Origin of the sequence: Corynebacterium argentoratense DSM 44202, from assembly GCF_000590555.1 — a bacterium.
Classification (GTDB): domain Bacteria; phylum Actinomycetota; class Actinomycetes; order Mycobacteriales; family Mycobacteriaceae; genus Corynebacterium; species Corynebacterium argentoratense.
Window position 1 is genome coordinate 74341 of sequence record NC_022198.1, and the last position, 16873, is coordinate 91213.

A 16873-nucleotide genomic window follows, 5' to 3' on the forward strand; every position below is an offset into this window, starting at 1 on the left:
CCATGCTAGTAGGCGTGATGAGTATGCGACCTGTCTGCGTAATCGGCCTTGGTTTGATTGGCGGTTCCTTGCTGCGTGATCTCCACGCTAAAGGATGGCCAGTGTTTGGTTTTAACCGTTCACCTTCCGCGGTGAAGCAGGCGTGCGACGAGGGCTTTGATGCCTCGAGTTGCCTGGAAGATACGCTGCAGCGCGCAGAACGTGAGGGTGCGCTGATCGTGTTGGCGACCCCTATGCCCGCAATTCCGAGCATGCTTGATGCAGTGATGGAGCATGCGCCGTCTTGCGGCATCACGGATGTGGTCAGCGTGAAGGCGGAAGTGTACAGCCTGGTTTGTGAGCGTGGGCTGCAGGATCGTTACGTTGGTGGTCACCCGATGGCGGGCACGGCGAATTCTGGTTGGGAGGCCGCGCATGAGGGCCTGTTCCAGGGGGCGGCGTGGGTGGTGACTTTTGATCAGGCTGCGGAGGATCCTGAAGGTGTGAGTGAGCAATGGGTCGGATTGTGGCGTGATGTGGCGACGGTGGCGTCTGCGGTGGGGGCGGAGGTGATTCCGGCCCGGGTGGGGGTTCATGACGCCGCGGTGGCCCGGATTTCGCATTTGCCGCACGTGTTGGCGGAGGCTCTAGCGATCGTCGGGGACAATGGTGGGGCGTTGGCATTGTCGCTGGCTGCGGGCAGTTTCCGAGATGGTACTCGTGTGGCGGGTACGGTGCCTTCGTTGGTGCGCGCGATGTGCGAGACCAACAATGTGGCCTTGTTGGCGGCATTGGACGAGACGATCGATTTGCTGGTGGATGCTCGTGCGAATCTCGCGGGGGAAGAGTCAAGTGTGGAGGAACTGGTGGACGCTGGTTACCGTTCGCGGGTTCGTTACGAGGCGCGGGCCGGGGAGGCGCGTGGTGGGGCGTCTACTGGTGGGAGTAATCGTCCGGTGTTGCGGGTGAAGCCTGGGGCGCCGAAGTGGGTCAGTCAGTTGGAGCAGGCTGAGGCGTTGGGTGCCCGGGTGGACGTGTTTTAGGCACCCCGCATGGCGCTCCTCGGTTATTGGGGCGCCATGCGTGCGGGGTTTAGTTCAGTGAGTCCCAGGCCGCCAGGAAGCGGTCCATTTCTTCTTCGTTGGTGACGGTGATGCGTACGCCTTCGGGGAAGGCGCGGACGAGTACGTTGCGTTCGGTGAGTGCTTGTGCGGTTGCGAGTGCGTCGCCGCCTGCGAGGCTTTCGGCGGGGACCCAGACGAAGTTGGATTGGCTGGGTGCCGCGCCGATGGTTGTGCTGACGCGTTCGCGTTGTGTGATGACGTCGCGGGTGCGGTCGAGCAGTTCACTGCGGGCCTCTAGGGAGGCGAGGGCGGCGGCTTGCGCGAGGGTGCTTACTTCGAAGGGGGCTTGGACTTTACGCATGGCGGCGATGATGTGTGGGTTGCCGAAGGCGTAGCCGATGCGCAGGCCCGCGAGTCCGTAGGCTTTGGAGAAGGTGCGCAGCCCGATGAGGTTGGGGTAGCGTTTGACCAGTTCAGCGGCGTTGGGGGTGCTGGGTGCGGTGTTGTATTCGAAGTAGGCTTCGTCGAGTGCGACAACGATGTGGCTGGGCACTTTGGCCATGAAGGCGTCGAATTCGTCGGCGGTGACGACGGTGCCCGTGGGGTTGTTGGGGTTGCAGACGAAGATGAGCCGGGTGTTGTCGGTGATGGCGGCGGCCATGGCGTCGAGGTCGTTGCGCAGGTCGTCGGTGAGGGGGATCTGCACGGGGTTGGCGCCGGTGACGCGGACGAAGATGGGGTAGGCCTCGAAGCTGCGCCAGGGGAAGATGACGTCTTCGCCGTCTTGGCAGGTGATGGTGACGAGCTGTTGGCATAGGGTGGAGCTGCCGCAGCCTACGGTGACGTGGTCGATGGTGGTGCCCAGGTGGTCGGCGAGGGCTTCGCGCAGTTCGGTTGCGGCCATGTCGGGGTAGCGGTTGATTGTTGACGCCGCGTCGGTGATTGCTGTGTGCGCGGATGGTAGGGGGCCGAAGGCGACTTCGTTGGAGGATAGTTTGAGTGCGTCGGGCATGCGTTTGCCGGGGACGTAGTCGGGCAGTTGTGACAGGTCGTGGCGGAGGTGGGGTTGGGTGTTCATGTCGGCTAGTTTAGCGTTTTTTGGTGTGGGTTTTGCTCGCTTGTGTGGTGTTCGCTATGCTGTCTAGAGCTTGCGTAAGCTTGCGTGGAGGCGTGCCAGAGCGGCCGAATGGGACTCACTGCTAATGAGTTGTCCTTAGAAATAGGGACCGGAGGTTCAAATCCTCTCGCCTCCGCAGTTTCCCGCGTTATGACCGTGGGAACTATGCGCCCGTAGCTCAACGGATAGAGCATCTGACTACGGATCAGAAGGTTAGGGGTTCGAATCCCTTCGGGCGCACGTTTGGGAGATCTCCCGCATCCATCAGGATGTGGGAGATTTTTTTGTGTGCGGGGGTAGTGGCAGGGGGCCGAAACGGAAGGCAATGGGTGATTTCCTACACCCTGCTTCACGGCTGGGTGGCATGTGTAGCCGCCAAGAAACGCCTGGTAATGGTGGGATTTGCGGTAGTTGCTTGATCGGGGTACACTTACTCCTCGTTGCTAAAGCAGCATGCGCCCGTAGCTCAACGGATAGAGCATCTGACTACGGATCAGAAGGTTAGGGGTTCGAATCCCTTCGGGCGCACAGATGATAAAGCCGGATTAGTGTTAAAAACACTAATCCGGCTTTTGTTATAGGGTCTATTTTTTATCCCTCGCTGCACCACGGGTATGTCCCGTGGGCGTGAACCCCAGTTTGAAGGAAGGAACACTCCGTGGGCCGATTCCTCTACGCACTCGGCCGGTGGTCGTTTCGTAACCGGTGGATTGTTGTCGTTACGTGGTTGGTGGCTGCGATTGCCTTGGGTGGATCGTCGGCTGCTTTGAACAAAGGCTTCAACGATGTGTTTGAGATCCCCGGCACCCCCAGCGAGGCCGCCGCGGCGTCATTGATGAAGAACTTTCCGGACCAGCCGAATCCGTTGGAGGCTGCGGGTGTCACCGTGGTGTTTGCGGCTCCGGAGGGCCACACGCTGAGCGAACAGCCTTACGCCGGTGCGGTGGAATCGGTGGTGCAGCAACTGGATGCGACGGTGCCGGGCATTATTGATCGGCAGCGTTTCGGCAACCCCCTGACGCTCGACGGGCAGCTGCGCGAGATGGTGCTTGAGCAGTCTGTGGGCGCCGGGCTGCCGGAGGAAACCGCACGTAAAGACGCGAACAATATCTCGCTGATCAGCCAGGATGGGCGCATTGCCTATACCTCTTTTGCATTGGATGTTCGGGCGCCGGCGGATGTCACGGATGAACAGCGTGCCACGATCACCGCGGCGATGGACACCGGGCGCGAACAGGGCCTGCAGGTGGAGGCCGGTGGTGCTGGATTCGGTGATCCCTTGGTTATTAAAACGACCTCGGAGGCTATCGGCATGGCTGCGGCGCTACTCGTGCTGCTCGCGACCTTCGGGTCGGCACTGGCTGCGGGCATCCCGCTTGTGACGGCTTTGCTGGGGATTGGCCTCGGCACGACGGGTATTTTGTTGGCGACGCATTGGGTGCCGCTGAATAACACGACGCCCACCCTGGCGGTCATGCTGGGGTTGGCCGTCGGTATCGACTACGCGCTGTTCATTTTATCCCGCTACCGCTCGGAGTTGCGCGACCCACAGCAGACCCGCGAGCAGGCGGCAGCCCGCAGCGTCGCTACGGCTGGTTCGGCAGTGGTGTTCGCCGGCCTGACTGTCATTATCGCCCTGGTGGCGCTGGCGATCGTCAACATTCCCTTCCTTAGTTACATGGGCTTTGCTGCGGCCTTTACCGTGGCGGCGGCTGTGTTGGTGGCGTTGACTCTGGTGCCTGCTTTGTTGTCCTTGAGCGGTCGCAGGCTGTTTAGTCGGACGCGCTCCGAGGCGCTTCGCGCCGGCGCCAGCTCTTCTGACCTTCAGGAGGATGATGACGTCGCCTCGGTTGCGGCAGAAGGCTCCGCGGCGTCATCACTTAAAAAGGGTCGCGAGCAGCTGTCGACCCGTTTTTTCCGCAGATGGATCCGGGTGGTGACGAAGTTCCCGGCGATCACCATTGCTCTAGTGATTCTTGGTTTGGGCGCGCTGACGGGGCCGGCGCTAGACCTGCAGCTGTCCCTGCCGAACGACACCCTGTCCAACCGTGACACCACCCAACGCAAGTCCGCGGATCTACTGGCAGAGGGCTTTGGGGAGGGTATCAACGCACCATTTTTGGTTGTGGTTGACGCTCACGACGTTGATGTTGATGTCCCCGTGCTGTCCGGCATTGCCCAGGGTGACCGGGCGAAAGCGATCGGCGCGGCTTATGCCTACACCGTGCAGCAGCTCAGCGTTAACCCCGGCGTGAAGCACGTTCAGATCGTGGGGGCCAGCGCTGACGGTTCCGCCGCACAGATGCTGCTCACCCCGCGCACCGGCCCGAGCGACCCCAAGACGACCGCCTTGCTGGGCGCACTGCGCAGCCAGGACGCAGCCATTGAGTCCGCAACCGGAGTCGACGTAGGCATCACCGGGCTGGCGCCGATCCAGCAAGATGTCACCACCCGCCTGTACAACGCCCTGCCAACCTACCTAGCCGTTGTCGTGGGGCTCGCACTGGTGCTGCTGCTGATCATGTTCCGTTCCATTGCGGTGCCGGTGATGGCCAGCGTCGGGTTCCTACTATCCGTCGGCGCAGCCTTCGGCGCCACCGTGCTGGTCTGGCAGAAGGGCCTGTGGGGGTTGGTGAACACCCCAGGCCCCCTGATCAGCTTCATGCCGATCTTCCTCATTGGCGTGACCTTCGGCTTGGCAATGGACTACCAGGTGTTCCTGGTGACACGCATGCGGGAGCATTTTGAACGCGACGGGGATGCTGACGCCGCGGTGGAAGAAGGCTTCATCACTGGCGCGCCGGTGGTCACAGCCGCCGCACTCATCATGATCGCGGTGTTCGTGGCCTTCATCGACCAGCCCCTGCCGTTCATCAAGATCTTCGGATTCGCCCTGGGTGCTGGTGTGTTGTTCGACGCGTTCTTTGTGCGCATGGCATTCATTCCCGCGGCAATGACCTTGCTTGGCCGCGGCACATGGTGGCTGCCCAAGCCACTTGACCGCGTACTGCCACGCGTCGACATTGACTAGGGCGTTGATTAGCACATTGACTAGGACATTGACTAGCGCGACCACACGACGCGACACCCGCCCCCGCGACGTCATCAAACAACACACGGCGTCGGCAAACCCACAACAAGCAGTTGGATAGGATGAAAACCCATGAGCACCTTTGAGCTGCGCAACACCCTCGACGGCAGCGCCCACGGCCGCACCGGAACCATCCACACCCCCCACGGGGACATCCAGACACCCGCATTCATCCCCGTGGCAACCAAAGCGACCGTGAAAACACTCACGCCCGAACAGATCCGCCAATGCGGCGCGCAAGCCATTTTGTCCAACGCCTACCACCTCTACCTGCAGCCCGGGCCAGACATCGTCGATGAGGCCGGCGGCGTCGCCACCTTCGAAAACTGGCACGGACCCACCTACACCGACTCCGGCGGATTCCAGGTGATGAGCCTCGGCGTCGGGTTTAAAAAAGTCCTGGCGATGGATACCTCTGGCCTGAAAGAAACCGACATCAAGGCCCGCGGTAAGGACCGCATGGCGCACGTCGACGAAGACGGCGTTGATTTCCGCAGCGTGATCGATGGCTCCAAGCATCGCTTCACCCCCGAGGTCTCCATCCAGATCCAGCACCAACTGGGCGCGGACATCATGTTCGCCTTCGATGAGCTCACCACCCTTGTTGACACCCGCGAATACCAGGAATCCTCCGTGGAGCGCACCCACCGCTGGGCCAGGCGCTGCCTCGAGGAACACAACAGGCAGACCCAACTGCGCGCAGACAAACCACTGCAGGCACTGTGGGGTGTGGTCCAGGGTGCCCAGTATGAAGACTTGCGCAGGCAGGCCACCCGTGGGCTAGTGAGCCTGTCGGACGAATTCGAAGCCGAGGGCATGCGGGGGTTCGGCGGCTACGGCATCGGCGGCGCCTTGGAGAAAGAAAACCTCGGCACGATCGTGCAGTGGGTATGCGATGAACTACCCGTAGATAAGCCACGCCACCTGTTGGGCATTTCAGAGCCCGATGACTTGTTCACCGCAGTCGAAGCCGGGGCAGACACATTCGACTGCGTTGCCCCGACCCGTTTGGGCCGCCGCGGAGGGGTTTACACCCTCGATGGGCGGATGAACTTGAAGGGCGCGCGCTTCAAGCGCGACTTCACCCCGATTGATGAAGAACTCGGAGGATACGTGTCAGAAAACTACACCCGCGCCTACATTCACCACCTGCTGAAAGCTAAAGAGTTTTTGGCGGGCACCCTGTGCACGATGCACAACCTGTTCTTCATGCTCAAGCTGGTGGACGATATCCGCGCCAGCATTGATGGTGGCTACTATTACGAGTTCCGTGACGAGTTCATGGGGCGCTACTACGCAGGCAAAAAATAGCACCGTAGCGAAGGATAAAATTGGCGCGGTCGCTGCGAAGATTCTTCCAATTCCATGTGTTGTTTGTCATGACTCTATGGTGCATCGCCGCGAGCAATGCGCGCATCGGGGTTTGTCCGGATTTAGCCTTGATCTACAACCCCGAGGGGCACCCTAGTCAGTAGTTTTCGTGAGTCTTCACCCAGCGGATCACCGCGTAGGTGACCGGCATGATCGCAACCTCTACCGCCGTCTTCCACAGGAAGCCAACGATGGTGTAGTTGATGGTGTCGCCGACGGTGGTGATGCCGATGACCGGTGCAGCGATCAGACAGAACACTAGCGTGTCGCCAAATTCACCCACCACCGTAGAGCCAAGCAAACGTGCCCACAAGGTTTTTTCACCCGTGCGCTCCTTAATCTTCACCAACGCCCACGAGTTCAGCAGCTGGCCAACCAGGTAGCCCATCAGCGAGGCGGTAACGATGCGGGGCACAAGCCCGAGGATTGCCGCGAATTCATTTTGTTGTTCATAAAAGTCAGCTTGAGGCAGCGCGATAGCAATGTAGAAGGAAAACACCGCGATGAGCATCGCAGCGAAACCAGTCCAGATGGCACGACGGGTAGCGCGGAAACCGTAGCACTCTGCCAGGACGTCACCGATGACATAAGCCAAGGGGAACAGGAAGAACGCCCCGTCGGTGATGATGGGGCCGAACATAACACCTTTAGTGGCGGTGATATTCGAGATGATGAACACTGCTACAAACAATGCGAGCAGGATCGGGTAGTAGGACTTTTGGACTTGGATAAAACGGGCGTTACCGGACGACACCGCAGTGTCGCCCTGCCCAGATGCGAGTTTAGGCATGCACAGTATGGTGCCATAAACTTCCTAATTATGTCGGCAGGACGCTACGCACCGAGCCCCAGCGGGGACCTACATTTCGGAAACCTTCGCACGGCGTTGCTCGCCTGGCTGTTCGCCAGAAAAACAAGCCGCGAGTTCATCATGCGGATCGAAGACGTCGACTCGCAGCGTTCTTCAGCCGAATCTGCCGCCCGGCAGTTGGATGACCTGGCCTCCTTGGGGCTGGATTGGGACGGGCAACCGGTGGTTCAAAGCTCCCGCCACGAGGCCTACCAAGCGGCATTATCACAGCTAGAGACCTATGAATGCTTCTGTTCGCGTCGGGACATCCTGGAAGCCTCAGGCGCTGCCCATGTGCTGCCGGGCTGCTATCCGGGAACCTGCCGTGAGCTGACTGCACAGGAGCGGGAGTTGCGGCGTCAACAATTTGCTGAACAAGGGCGCGTGCCTGCCGTGCGATTGCGTAGTGACGTCGAGGAGTTCGAGGTTGTCGATTATTACAACGGCCGCTACGTGGGGCCGGTGGATGACTTTGTTCTGCGGCGAGGGGACTGGGCCTACAACCTGGCGGTCGTTGTTGATGACGCCGCGGGAGGGATCGACCAGGTTGTGCGCGGGGACGATCTGTTGAGCTCTGCGCCGAGGCAGGCGTACTTGGCGTCGCTGTTGGGTTATGCGGTGCCCGAATATGTGCATGTGCCGCTGGTTGTTAACGCGGAAGGAAAGCGTTTAGCCAAGCGTGATGGGGCGGTGACGTTGCGACAGATGCTTGAGCAGGGCCTGACTGTGGGGGATGTTGTCGAGCAGTTGGCTGGGTCGATTGGGGTGCCCGGTGCGCGCACGGCTGCGGAGATATTGGAGCGCTTTGACCCTCAGCTTTTACCCCGCGATGCTTACGTGTGGACGTAGCTTTGACGCAAAGGCAGCCCACAAAATCGCGGCAGTGTCTCGTTGCGTGAAACAGCACAAGTCCCGCAACGACCGCGACGCCGAGGCGAGGCGGCTGCTCGCACTAGTGGGACTAGAAGGCGAGGTAGTTACCCGAACTCCGAGGCTAAAGGAATCGGCTAGTAGCCAGCGGATGAGCGGGGCGACGAAGGGGGCGATCAGGGAATCAGGTGGTGTATCTGATCGTTAGCGGGGATGGGGTTCGGATACGAGAAAACCTCCTAGCTGTGAGGCTAGGAGGTTTCATTTGGCGGAGGATAGGGGATTTGAACCCCTGAGGGATTGCTCCCAACACGCGTTCCAGGCGTGCGACATAGGCCGCTAGTCGAATCCTCCACGTGAACTAAAACGTTCAGACCAAAACCATACACACCCCCGTGCCACAAAGCAAAAACCCAGGGGTGCCCTAGCTGCACTAGACGCGACGCCGCCCCTCCGCTACACTGTTTGATGATCTCGCGTGGCGTTATCTCATGAACTCCCCCAGGGCAGGAATGCAGCAAGGGTCAGTGGGCTCTGTCGGGTACGCGAGGTCCTTTATTTTTATGGGGGGTCGGGGAATGTGCACAAATTTCGGCAGCGAGCCATGTGGAATCGCGTTTTCCCAGGTCGTGTCTTTGTGGTGATGCTCTGTGCCGAAAATTGTGCACATTTTCGTAATCCGTCGCGTTCATACTTAGGATGCACTAGACTGGCCTGCGTACGTGGCGTCAAAAACGCTAGGCACGCCAAGCAAGCACAGCACACCAAGTAGGAAGGCGGCACAAGTCGATGTCAGCATCGCTCACAAGCATGAACCCGGAGGAGCTCGCCCAGTTCACCGCCGAGATCAAGGCCAAATACGAGGAATTCAAAGCACAGAACCTCTCCCTTGACCTCACCCGCGGCAAGCCCAGCTCAGAACAACTGGACTTCTCCGATGACTTGCTGGCACTGCCGGGCAAAGGTAACTTCACCGCCTCCGACGGAACCGACTGCCGCAACTACGGTGGGCTCACCGGTATCAAAGACATTCGCGAGATCTACGCAGAGCTGATGAACTGCGACATTAACAATGTTTACTGTGGCGACGCATCGTCGCTGAACATTGAGTTCGACCTCATCTCCTTCGCTTACATGTTCGGCACCCCGGATTCGCCTCGCCCATGGAAGGACGAGGCAAGCATCAAGTGGATCTGCCCCGTACCCGGCTACGACCGCCACCACACCATCACCGAGCACTTCGGCTTCGAAATGGTCACCGTCCCGATGCTCGAGGACGGCCCAGACATGGACGCCGTGCGTGAACTCGTCAAAGACCCCACGGTCAAGGGCATGTGGAACGTTCCCACCTTCGGCAACCCCACCGGCGTGAGCTACAGCGAAGACGTCTGCCGCCAGCTTGCGGAAATGGACACGGCAGCGCCGGACTTCCGGATGCTGTGGGACAACGCCTACGCAGTGCACACCCTGACCGACGAGTTCCCTCCGGTCCACGATGTTCTCGCCATGTCAGAGGCTGCCGGTAACCCCAACCGCTTCTGGGCATTCACCTCCACCTCGAAGATCACCTTCGCAGGTTCGGGCGTGTCCTTCCTCATCTCCTCCAAGGGCAACCTCGATTGGTACGCCAAGCACGCCAACGTTCGCGGCATCGGCCCGAACAAGATCAACCAGCTGGCACACGCCAAGTTCTTCGGCGACGCCGAGGGCGTGCGCGCAATCATGCGCAAGCATGCGGGTTCCTTGGCGCCGAAGTTCAACCGCGTTCTCGACATTCTCGATGAGCGCCTGGGTGGGCGCGACGTCGCAACCTGGACCAAGCCGGAGGGCGGCTACTTCATCTCCCTGGACGTCGTCGATGGCACCGCCTCCCGCGTCGTTGAGTTGGCGAAGGAAGCCGGCATTGCCCTGACTGGCGCTGGCTCCACCTTCCCCCTCAAGCAGGATCCCAACGACCGCAACATCCGACTCGCCCCCTCCCTGCCCCCGGTAGAGGAGCTCGAGATCGCTATGGATGGTGTCGCAACGTGCGTTCTGTTGGCCGCCGCTGAAAAGCTCGCCAACTAGGACCCGCGGCGCGGGCGAAACGCAGCGCATTGCTAGTCCACGCTAGTCCACTTACGATGGCGAACACGAGGGTGAGTAACTCAAGGTGAACTGGGAAGAGACCGCCTACTGGGTTGATGGGTTGCTGCCTGGCACCCCATCAATCGAGGTCCGCAGCGGATTCCACATCGGAATCACCACGACTGCTGCGCAGGATAATGACGCCGCGACCGCAGCGGCATCACCTGCCTCCGGGCAGCAATCTCCCGCGGGCGACACCATCGCCGTCACCCTTGATTTTTCAAACATCGACACCGGGCTGGAACACGAAGGACGGGACGTGCGCTGCGAACTGCTCGCGGTCGCCCACCAACCCGACATACGCACCCACCTGGTCACAGTCGCCAGCCGACTCCGCGACACCGCGCCCCATGAGCCTGCTCAACCCGGAACGCTCCTGCCTCACGCGCTGCCCGCGACGTCAACACCCCATGTGCTCCTTGTGGTGCCATGGGTATGGAACGGGCCCGTGCCCCAACTCGATGAACCAGAGCGACTGACGCTCATGCTGCAAGTGCTCCCCCTGACACAAGCCGAATACGACTACGCCATCACCTACGGTGTGCCCGCGCTGCAAGAAAGCATCGCGCAGCAGGGCATCGACATCCTTGACCTTGCCCGCGGCAACGGCTAATCGCCCTCGGCAGCTGGGTACCCCAGCCGTCAGCCAGGCCTGCGGGGATAGCCCACAACGGCTAAGGTAGGGGAGTGGCTTTATACCGTAAATACCGCCCGGCATCCTTCGGGGAAGTTGTCGGCCAGGAGCATGTAACCACCCCACTATCCGCAGCGCTCGATAGTGGGCGAATCAACCACGCCTACCTGTTCTCCGGCCCGCGCGGCTGCGGCAAAACATCCTCAGCCCGCATCATGGCGCGCTCCCTGAACTGCGTCGACGGGCCGACCTCAACCCCCTGCGGCAAGTGCCCCTCCTGCGTGTCGCTCGCCCCGGGCGGCCCCGGCAACCTGGACGTCACCGAATTGGACGCCGCCAGCCACCGCGGCGTCGACGACATGCGTGACCTCCGCGACCGGGCGTTTTACGCTCCGGCGGATTCCCGCTACCGCGTCTTCATCATCGACGAGGCGCACATGATCACCAACGAAGGCTTCAACGCCCTGCTGAAGATCGTGGAGGAACCACCAGAGCACCTCATCTTTATCTTCGCCACCACGGAGCCGGACAAGGTCATCCCTACCATCCGCTCCCGTACCCACCACTACCCATTCCGCCTGCTCACCCCGCCCGATATGCGCGGTCTATTGCAGCGCACGTGCGAGGCCGAAGGCGTGCGCGTCGATGATGCCGTCTTCCCCCTCATCATTCGCGCAGGCGGCGGTTCCCCCCGTGACTCCCTGTCCATCCTGGACCAGTTACTTGCCGGCGCGGGGGACGAGGGACTGAGCTACGAAATGGCCGTCCCACTGCTCGGCGTCACTGACTTTTCGCTTATTGACGCCGCGGTTGCTGCACTGTCCGCACGCGACTACGCAGGAATGTTCGGCGCCATCAATGACGTCATCAACGCAGGCCACGACCCCCGACGCTTCGCCACAGACCTACTGGATCGCCTCCGGGATTTGATGGTGCTACAGGTCGTACCAGATGCAGTCGCCGCAGGGCTAATCGACGTGCCTGAAGACTACGTACCCACCCTCCAACAACAAGCCCAGGCGTTCGCGCCGGGCGCGTTGTCATGGTTGGCTGGCGAGCTTAACTCCGGCATCGACGACTTGAAGGGCGCGACCTCTCCGCGCTTATTGCTGGAAGTGCTGTTTGCAAAGATGCTCGCTGGTAAGAGCGCGGCGGTCGCTGCTGTGGGCAATGCGGCGGGCGCTGCTAGAGCTACAGCTCAGGCGGCAACCGCGCCTGCGTCTGGGGCATCTGCACCCGGTGGCTCAGCCATTGGTGCTGCTGGAGCTGGGCCGGGTGCCATCCCCGATAACATGCCTGGGGCCGCCATCCTCCGACGCCGCATGGGGCTGGCTGAGCCTGCACAGCAAGAACAACCTGCCCAGAAACAACCGCCGGCTAAGCCTGCACCCGAGCGCATGCCAGCCGAGAAGCCAGCTGTTGCGCCGAAGCCCGCGCAGGCCGACGCCCCAAAGCCCGCCCAACCCGGGCAGGAAGGGCAACCCACGCAGACTGCGCCCGCCGCACAGAAACCTGCCGAGCACACGCCTGCCGAGCAGGTGCAGCAGCCTGAGCAGCCGCAACCTGAGCAGAAGCAGGCGGAGCAAGTGCAGCCTGAGCAGTCGCAGCCTGCAGAAGACCTGCTTCAGACGCTGAACACCAAGTGGGCACACATCCGCTCACTGATCAGCAACAAAAATGCTGTCGCCGGCATCCTGCTGGCAGAGGCAAAAATCGTTGGAATCAATGGTGACACGGTGCTGATCGGGAATAACACTGGTGCCCTGGTGCAACGCCTCAACGCCTCCAGTAACAATGACGTGATCGCCGAGGTCGTCTCTGCAGAACTCGGGCAGCAAGTCAGCGTCGAATGCGTGGTGGGCACCCACCCCCGGCAGGCGGGCGGGGATAGCGCCCCCCAGCCCGCCGCCCAACCCGCGCGCACGCAACAATCGCCACAGGCAGAGGAACCAGCAGAGAAGCCGGCCGAAAAGTCCGAAGAAAAGCCGGAAGAAAAACCATCAGAGGGGCAAACAACTGCTGCCCAGTGGGCGGCACCCGCGGCAAAACCCTCCAAGGCTGAGCAGCCAGAGGCACAAGACAACCTGCCCCGCTGGAAACAAGCCGCCGCCCGCGGCAATGCCAAACTACGTAACCAACAAACCTTCGGCGACGGTGTACCCTTGCCACCCGAACCAGACGACCCCTACGGCTACCCGCCGGATGAATCCATGCCCGGTGGATTCAATACCCCCGCACAGCCGAAAGCAGCCGCCAGCAACCCGCAGGTCGAAGCACAACCGAACCCCCGCGACGTCAACACCCCACAACCCGACGCCCCGCCCAACACCGCACCCCCACAGCAACACACCAACCCCGCGGACACTAGGGACAGCGAAGAAGAAGAACTCATCCGAGAAGCCCAAGACGCCGGCAGCTACGACCGGCGCGACGCAAAAGCAGTCGCCATGGACCTACTCGCCAAAGAACTAGGCGCCCGCCCGCTCTAAGCGAACAACCGTGACGCCGTAGTGCTCAGGCAGCTAGACTGGCCTAAGCCAGCCGACGTTCAACCGGCCGATAAAAACAACCCTCCCAAGGAGACACACATGACTCAGCCCGATATGAACCAGCTCATCCAGCAGGCCCAGCAGATGCAGGCCCAGTTGCAGGCCGCACAACAGGAAATCCTCAACTCCAGCGTCGAAGGCGAAGCCGGCAACGGCCTCGTAAAGGTCACCATGCACGGCAACGGCACCATCAGCGACGTACGCATCGACCCCCAGGTCGTCGACCCCGAAGACATCGACACCCTCCAGGACCTCATCACCGGCGCACTCCAGGACGCACACACCAAGGTGTCCAAGCTCGCCGAAGAAAAGATGGGCCCCCTGTCCAAGGGCTTCGGCAACGACGCACTCGGCGGACTGTTCTAACCCGCCCTTGACGGGCAATGCGCTAGTACACTTTTGCGCCACGCCCACAACTTAAGCCCCGCAGCCAGGGATCTGAACTAAAGAATCAGCCCGCTTGCGGGGTTTTCCCTTGTAATCATGCGTAACGGGTACACTAGGCACTCGTGTTTGAAGGACCACTGCAGGATCTCATCGACGAACTCTCCCGACTGCCCGGCGTCGGGCCAAAAAGCGCCCAACGCATCGCATTTCACATCCTGCACCAGGAACCCGAAGACGTCGACCGCCTTATCACCGCACTCGACGCAATCCAAACCGGCGTGCAATTCTGCCGCATCTGCTGCAACATTTCCCGCCAATCCGTCTGCCGCATCTGCGCCGACAGTGGCCGCGACCGCAGCCTCATCTGCGTTGTTGAAGAACCCAAAGACATTCAAGTCATCGAACGCACAGGGGAGTTTTCCGGCCGCTACCACGTGCTTGGCGGCGCACTCGACCCACTGGCTGGTGTCGGGCCAAAAGACCTCTCCATCAATGTGTTACTGCAGCGTATCGGCGGTGTTCTTAAGGATCGCGAGCTGGCCGACTCCACCCCGGAAGCCCCACTTTATGATGATGCCCCGGAGGTCACCGAAGTAATTATCGCCACCGACCCCAACACGGAAGGCGAAGCGACGGCGTCGTATTTGGCGCGGCTGCTGAAGGATTTCCCAGGGTTGACGGTGTCGCGTTTGGCTTCCGGAATGCCGCTGGGCGGTGACCTAGAGTTCGTCGACGAGCTGACGCTGTCGAGGGCGCTGAGCGGCCGCCACGTCCTCTAGCCCCGCCAAGCCCAGCGACTACAGCAACCGCGCTGAGAGGCAGTGGGCTAGCGCAGGCGCTCCTTGCGCAGCTGATCAACACAGTCAATGTCCAACGGCGCCAACTCGTCGACAGCAACCCCCATTGCGCGGGCAAGCAGCAGATCCGCCAACTCTGGGTTGCGGGCAAGCGCAGGGCCGTGCATATAGGTTGCGATGATGCTGCCCTGCGTCGCACCCTCTACACCAACATCGTCGGGGCTACGCGAACCATGGGCGTCACAATTGCCGACGCCGCGGGTCAACCTACCCAGCGGTGACGCATCCGACCCCAAAATGGTCGCGCCCATATGGTTTTCAAAACCCGTCAGCGGCGCCGTCAAACCATCAATGAGGGGTATTGATGCAACCTCGCCAATGGTGCGTTTGCCCAAAGAGGAGGTCGTGGCGTCAATCAACCCCAGCCCATCAACCATGCGCCCTGCGGCGCGGAAATTAGTTCCAAGCACCTGCAGTCCAGCACAGATCGCTAGGATTGGGCGCCCAGCCTCGGATGCGCGCTTCAAACCACCGTCAGCAGCCAAGTGTTGTGCCGCCAAAATTTGGGCAGTGTCTTCGCCACCACCCACGGTGTAGATGTCTAAGGACTCTGGTATCGCATCGCCGTAGCGCAGCTGCTTGACTTCCGCGTCGATGCCACGCATCCGCGCACGCTGACGCAACACCAGGGCATTGCCATCGTCGCCATAGGTGCCCAACACGTCCGGTAGGACCAGTCCGATGGTTAACATTTAGGCCTCCTCGGCGGTACGTGCAGATGCTTTTGCAAGGTCGCGCTTCAAATCGCGGAACGCAGTGTAGTTCGCGAGCACCTCGACCCGACCGGGCGGGCACGCACGGATCGCATCAAGCGTGTTCTTCACCAATTCATGCTCGATCGACGCATAGGTCAAACGCACCGCAAGGTCAGTGCCGCGCTCGCCGGCAGCAACCACCGCGACGTCATCAAAATCTTCGAACCTTACATCCCACAACCAGGACAAGTCCTCCCCATCAGCCACCTGACCATTGACGGCAATGACCAGGCCATCGGCGCTACGATCAACCATCGACAGTGCCTCCTGCCAGCCAGCCGGGTTTTTCGCAAGCAGCATGTGCACTTGGCGGCCCTCAAACTCAATGGTGGAGTAACGACCCGCGACCTCCTTGACCTGGCTCACGGCGTCAACAGCCTTCTGCGTATCCGCGCCACCAGTGACCGCTGCCGCCACAGCCTGCGCCGCATTACCGCGGTTAGCATTACCAGGAAGCTGCAGTGACAAGGAGAAACGCCCCTGAGGGGTCACAAGGTCCTCGCCCTCCAACCAATAATCGGGTGCAGGACGGCGGAACTGATGCCCATCCGCCAGGGGCTTAGTCGCACACCAATCCACACCATCCTCCGAACGCACAATGTGACTCTCGGTGCGGGGGCACGAGGTGGAATCCCCCGTCCAACCAGCGCCAGCAGCAACCCACACAACATTGGGATGATCGAATGCAACCGAGGTCACCATGACGTCGTCACAGTTGGCGACCACAGTCATCTCCGGGCGTGCCTGTAGACATTCGCGCAAGCGCCGCTCGATAGTGTTGATCTCTCCGACGCGGTCCAGCTGATCACGCGAGAGATTCAACAGCACCAAACAATCTGCATCAAGCTTGTCCGCGGCGGCAGGAACATGCAGTTCATCGACCTCCAGCACCACACGCTCCGCACCGCGACCCTCCAACAGTGCGGAGATGATGCCGGCGTCCATATTGTCCCCGCCCTCATTGCTGCATACAGTGGAAGTGGTGCGCATGGCAGCGGTCAGCATGCGGGTCGTCGTGGACTTCCCGTTCGTGCCAGTCACGATCGATACCGGCCGGACACCGGCAAGATTCTCCATCAGGCTGGGGTCAATAAACCCCGCCACTAGTCCACCAATCATGCCGCCGGCACCACGACCCGTAGCTCGTGATGCAACGGTTGCGGCTTTCGCAGCAGTGACCGCGACGGCGGTCCTAGCGCGCTGAATAGACTTGCTCTTCATT

The 16873-nt window shown here is 61.0% G+C and carries 13 protein-coding genes, 4 tRNA genes and 1 other RNA gene; 13 read left to right on the plus strand and 5 right to left on the minus strand.

The genetic code is table 11. From position 1 onward, the window contains the following. The first annotated feature begins 2 nt into the window (after positions 1-2). Positions 3-1022 (plus strand): prephenate dehydrogenase, encoded by a 1020-nt coding sequence (locus CARG_RS00390; protein WP_041747204.1) that lies wholly within the window; start codon positions 3-5, stop codon positions 1020-1022. Between the two features lie 49 nt (positions 1023-1071). Here the strand turns inward: CARG_RS00390 and hisC are convergent, their stop codons facing one another. Then, a complete protein-coding gene (gene hisC / locus CARG_RS00395) occupies positions 1072-2121 on the minus strand; it encodes a histidinol-phosphate transaminase (RefSeq protein ID WP_020975406.1) in 1050 nt (349 codons plus the stop codon). Positions 2122-2207: 86 nt separating this feature from the next. On the opposite strand from hisC, the gene CARG_RS00400 reads away from it, so the two are divergent. The 5 genes from CARG_RS00400 to tgt all read left to right on the plus strand — a co-directional run bounded on the left by CARG_RS00400 (position 2208) and on the right by tgt (position 6562). Continuing rightward, a tRNA-Ser gene (locus tag CARG_RS00400) sits at positions 2208-2296 on the plus strand. A gap of 31 nt (positions 2297-2327) precedes the next feature. Then, positions 2328-2400, plus strand: a tRNA-Arg gene (locus CARG_RS00405). Positions 2401-2615: 215 nt separating this feature from the next. Further along, a tRNA-Arg gene (locus CARG_RS00410) sits at positions 2616-2688 on the plus strand. Between the two features lie 130 nt (positions 2689-2818). Beyond that, positions 2819-5191 carry an MMPL family transporter gene (locus tag CARG_RS00415; RefSeq protein ID WP_020975407.1) on the plus strand — a complete coding sequence of 791 codons (2373 nt, stop codon included), beginning with the start codon at positions 2819-2821 and terminating at the stop codon, positions 5189-5191. Between the two features lie 132 nt (positions 5192-5323). Continuing rightward, on the plus strand, positions 5324-6562 hold the full coding sequence (gene tgt, locus CARG_RS00420) for a tRNA guanosine(34) transglycosylase Tgt (RefSeq protein ID WP_020975408.1): 1239 nt from the start codon (positions 5324-5326) through the stop codon (positions 6560-6562). A 157-nt stretch (positions 6563-6719) separates the two neighbouring features. On the opposite strand, the gene CARG_RS00425 is transcribed toward tgt, so the two are convergent. Next, positions 6720-7412 carry a queuosine precursor transporter gene (locus CARG_RS00425; protein ID WP_020975409.1) on the minus strand — a complete coding sequence of 231 codons (693 nt, stop codon included), beginning with the start codon at positions 7410-7412 and terminating at the stop codon, positions 6720-6722. 30 nt (positions 7413-7442) lie between these two features. On the opposite strand from CARG_RS00425, the gene gluQRS reads away from it, so the two are divergent. Continuing rightward, the gene (gene gluQRS / locus CARG_RS00430; protein ID WP_020975410.1) at positions 7443-8321 is read left to right on the plus strand and encodes a tRNA glutamyl-Q(34) synthetase GluQRS; all 879 of its coding nucleotides are present in this window, start codon (positions 7443-7445) and stop codon (positions 8319-8321) included. 287 nt (positions 8322-8608) lie between these two features. Here the strand turns inward: gluQRS and CARG_RS00435 are convergent. Further along, positions 8609-8696, minus strand: a tRNA-Ser gene (locus tag CARG_RS00435). A gap of 111 nt (positions 8697-8807) precedes the next feature. On the opposite strand from CARG_RS00435, the gene ffs reads away from it, so the two are divergent. The 6 genes from ffs to recR all read left to right on the plus strand — a co-directional run bounded on the left by ffs (position 8808) and on the right by recR (position 14818). Then, positions 8808-8903: signal recognition particle sRNA small type (ffs, locus tag CARG_RS09750), an RNA gene on the plus strand. 228 nt (positions 8904-9131) lie between these two features. Then, a complete protein-coding gene (locus CARG_RS00440; protein ID WP_041746880.1) occupies positions 9132-10409 on the plus strand; it encodes an aminotransferase class I/II-fold pyridoxal phosphate-dependent enzyme in 1278 nt (425 codons plus the stop codon). An 85-nt stretch (positions 10410-10494) separates the two neighbouring features. Then, complete coding sequence (locus tag CARG_RS00445) at positions 10495-11082, plus strand: suppressor of fused domain protein (protein WP_020975412.1); 588 nt, start codon at positions 10495-10497, stop codon at positions 11080-11082. A 74-nt stretch (positions 11083-11156) separates the two neighbouring features. Then, positions 11157-13592 carry a DNA polymerase III subunit gamma and tau gene (locus CARG_RS00450; RefSeq protein ID WP_020975413.1) on the plus strand — a complete coding sequence of 812 codons (2436 nt, stop codon included), beginning with the start codon at positions 11157-11159 and terminating at the stop codon, positions 13590-13592. Between the two features lie 99 nt (positions 13593-13691). Further along, on the plus strand, positions 13692-14018 hold the full coding sequence (locus tag CARG_RS00455) for a YbaB/EbfC family nucleoid-associated protein (RefSeq protein ID WP_020975414.1): 327 nt from the start codon (positions 13692-13694) through the stop codon (positions 14016-14018). Positions 14019-14161: 143 nt separating this feature from the next. Beyond that, positions 14162-14818, plus strand: a complete 657-nt coding sequence (recR, locus tag CARG_RS00460) for a recombination mediator RecR (protein ID WP_020975415.1) — start codon at positions 14162-14164, stop codon at positions 14816-14818. Positions 14819-14865: 47 nt separating this feature from the next. Here the strand turns inward: recR and CARG_RS00465 are convergent, their stop codons facing one another. Together CARG_RS00465 and CARG_RS00470 are read right to left on the minus strand one after the other, a co-directional pair. Beyond that, positions 14866-15588, minus strand: coding sequence for a type 1 glutamine amidotransferase (locus tag CARG_RS00465; protein ID WP_020975416.1), 723 nt, complete (start codon positions 15586-15588; stop codon positions 14866-14868). Further along, positions 15589-16872 (minus strand): MurT ligase domain-containing protein, encoded by a 1284-nt coding sequence (locus tag CARG_RS00470; protein WP_020975417.1) that lies wholly within the window; start codon positions 16870-16872, stop codon positions 15589-15591. It lies immediately after the preceding gene. Position 16873 lies beyond the last annotated feature (1 nt).

What these genes read in the sequence shown, in the direction of transcription:
- CARG_RS00390 (WP_041747204.1), top strand. Translation starts at nt 3, where the DNA reads ATGCTAGTAGGCGTGATGAGTATGCGACCTGTCTGCGTAATCGGCCTT.
- hisC (WP_020975406.1), bottom strand. Translation starts at nt 2,121, where the DNA reads ATGAACACCCAACCCCACCTCCGCCACGACCTGTCACAACTGCCCGAC.
- tgt (WP_020975408.1), top strand. Translation starts at nt 5,324, where the DNA reads ATGAGCACCTTTGAGCTGCGCAACACCCTCGACGGCAGCGCCCACGGC.
- CARG_RS00425 (WP_020975409.1), bottom strand. Translation starts at nt 7,412, where the DNA reads ATGCCTAAACTCGCATCTGGGCAGGGCGACACTGCGGTGTCGTCCGGT.
- gluQRS (WP_020975410.1), top strand. Translation starts at nt 7,443, where the DNA reads ATGTCGGCAGGACGCTACGCACCGAGCCCCAGCGGGGACCTACATTTC.
- CARG_RS00440 (WP_041746880.1), top strand. Translation starts at nt 9,132, where the DNA reads ATGTCAGCATCGCTCACAAGCATGAACCCGGAGGAGCTCGCCCAGTTC.
- CARG_RS00455 (WP_020975414.1), top strand. Translation starts at nt 13,692, where the DNA reads ATGACTCAGCCCGATATGAACCAGCTCATCCAGCAGGCCCAGCAGATG.
- CARG_RS00465 (WP_020975416.1), bottom strand. Translation starts at nt 15,588, where the DNA reads ATGTTAACCATCGGACTGGTCCTACCGGACGTGTTGGGCACCTATGGC.
- CARG_RS00470 (WP_020975417.1), bottom strand. Translation starts at nt 16,872, where the DNA reads ATGAAGAGCAAGTCTATTCAGCGCGCTAGGACCGCCGTCGCGGTCACT.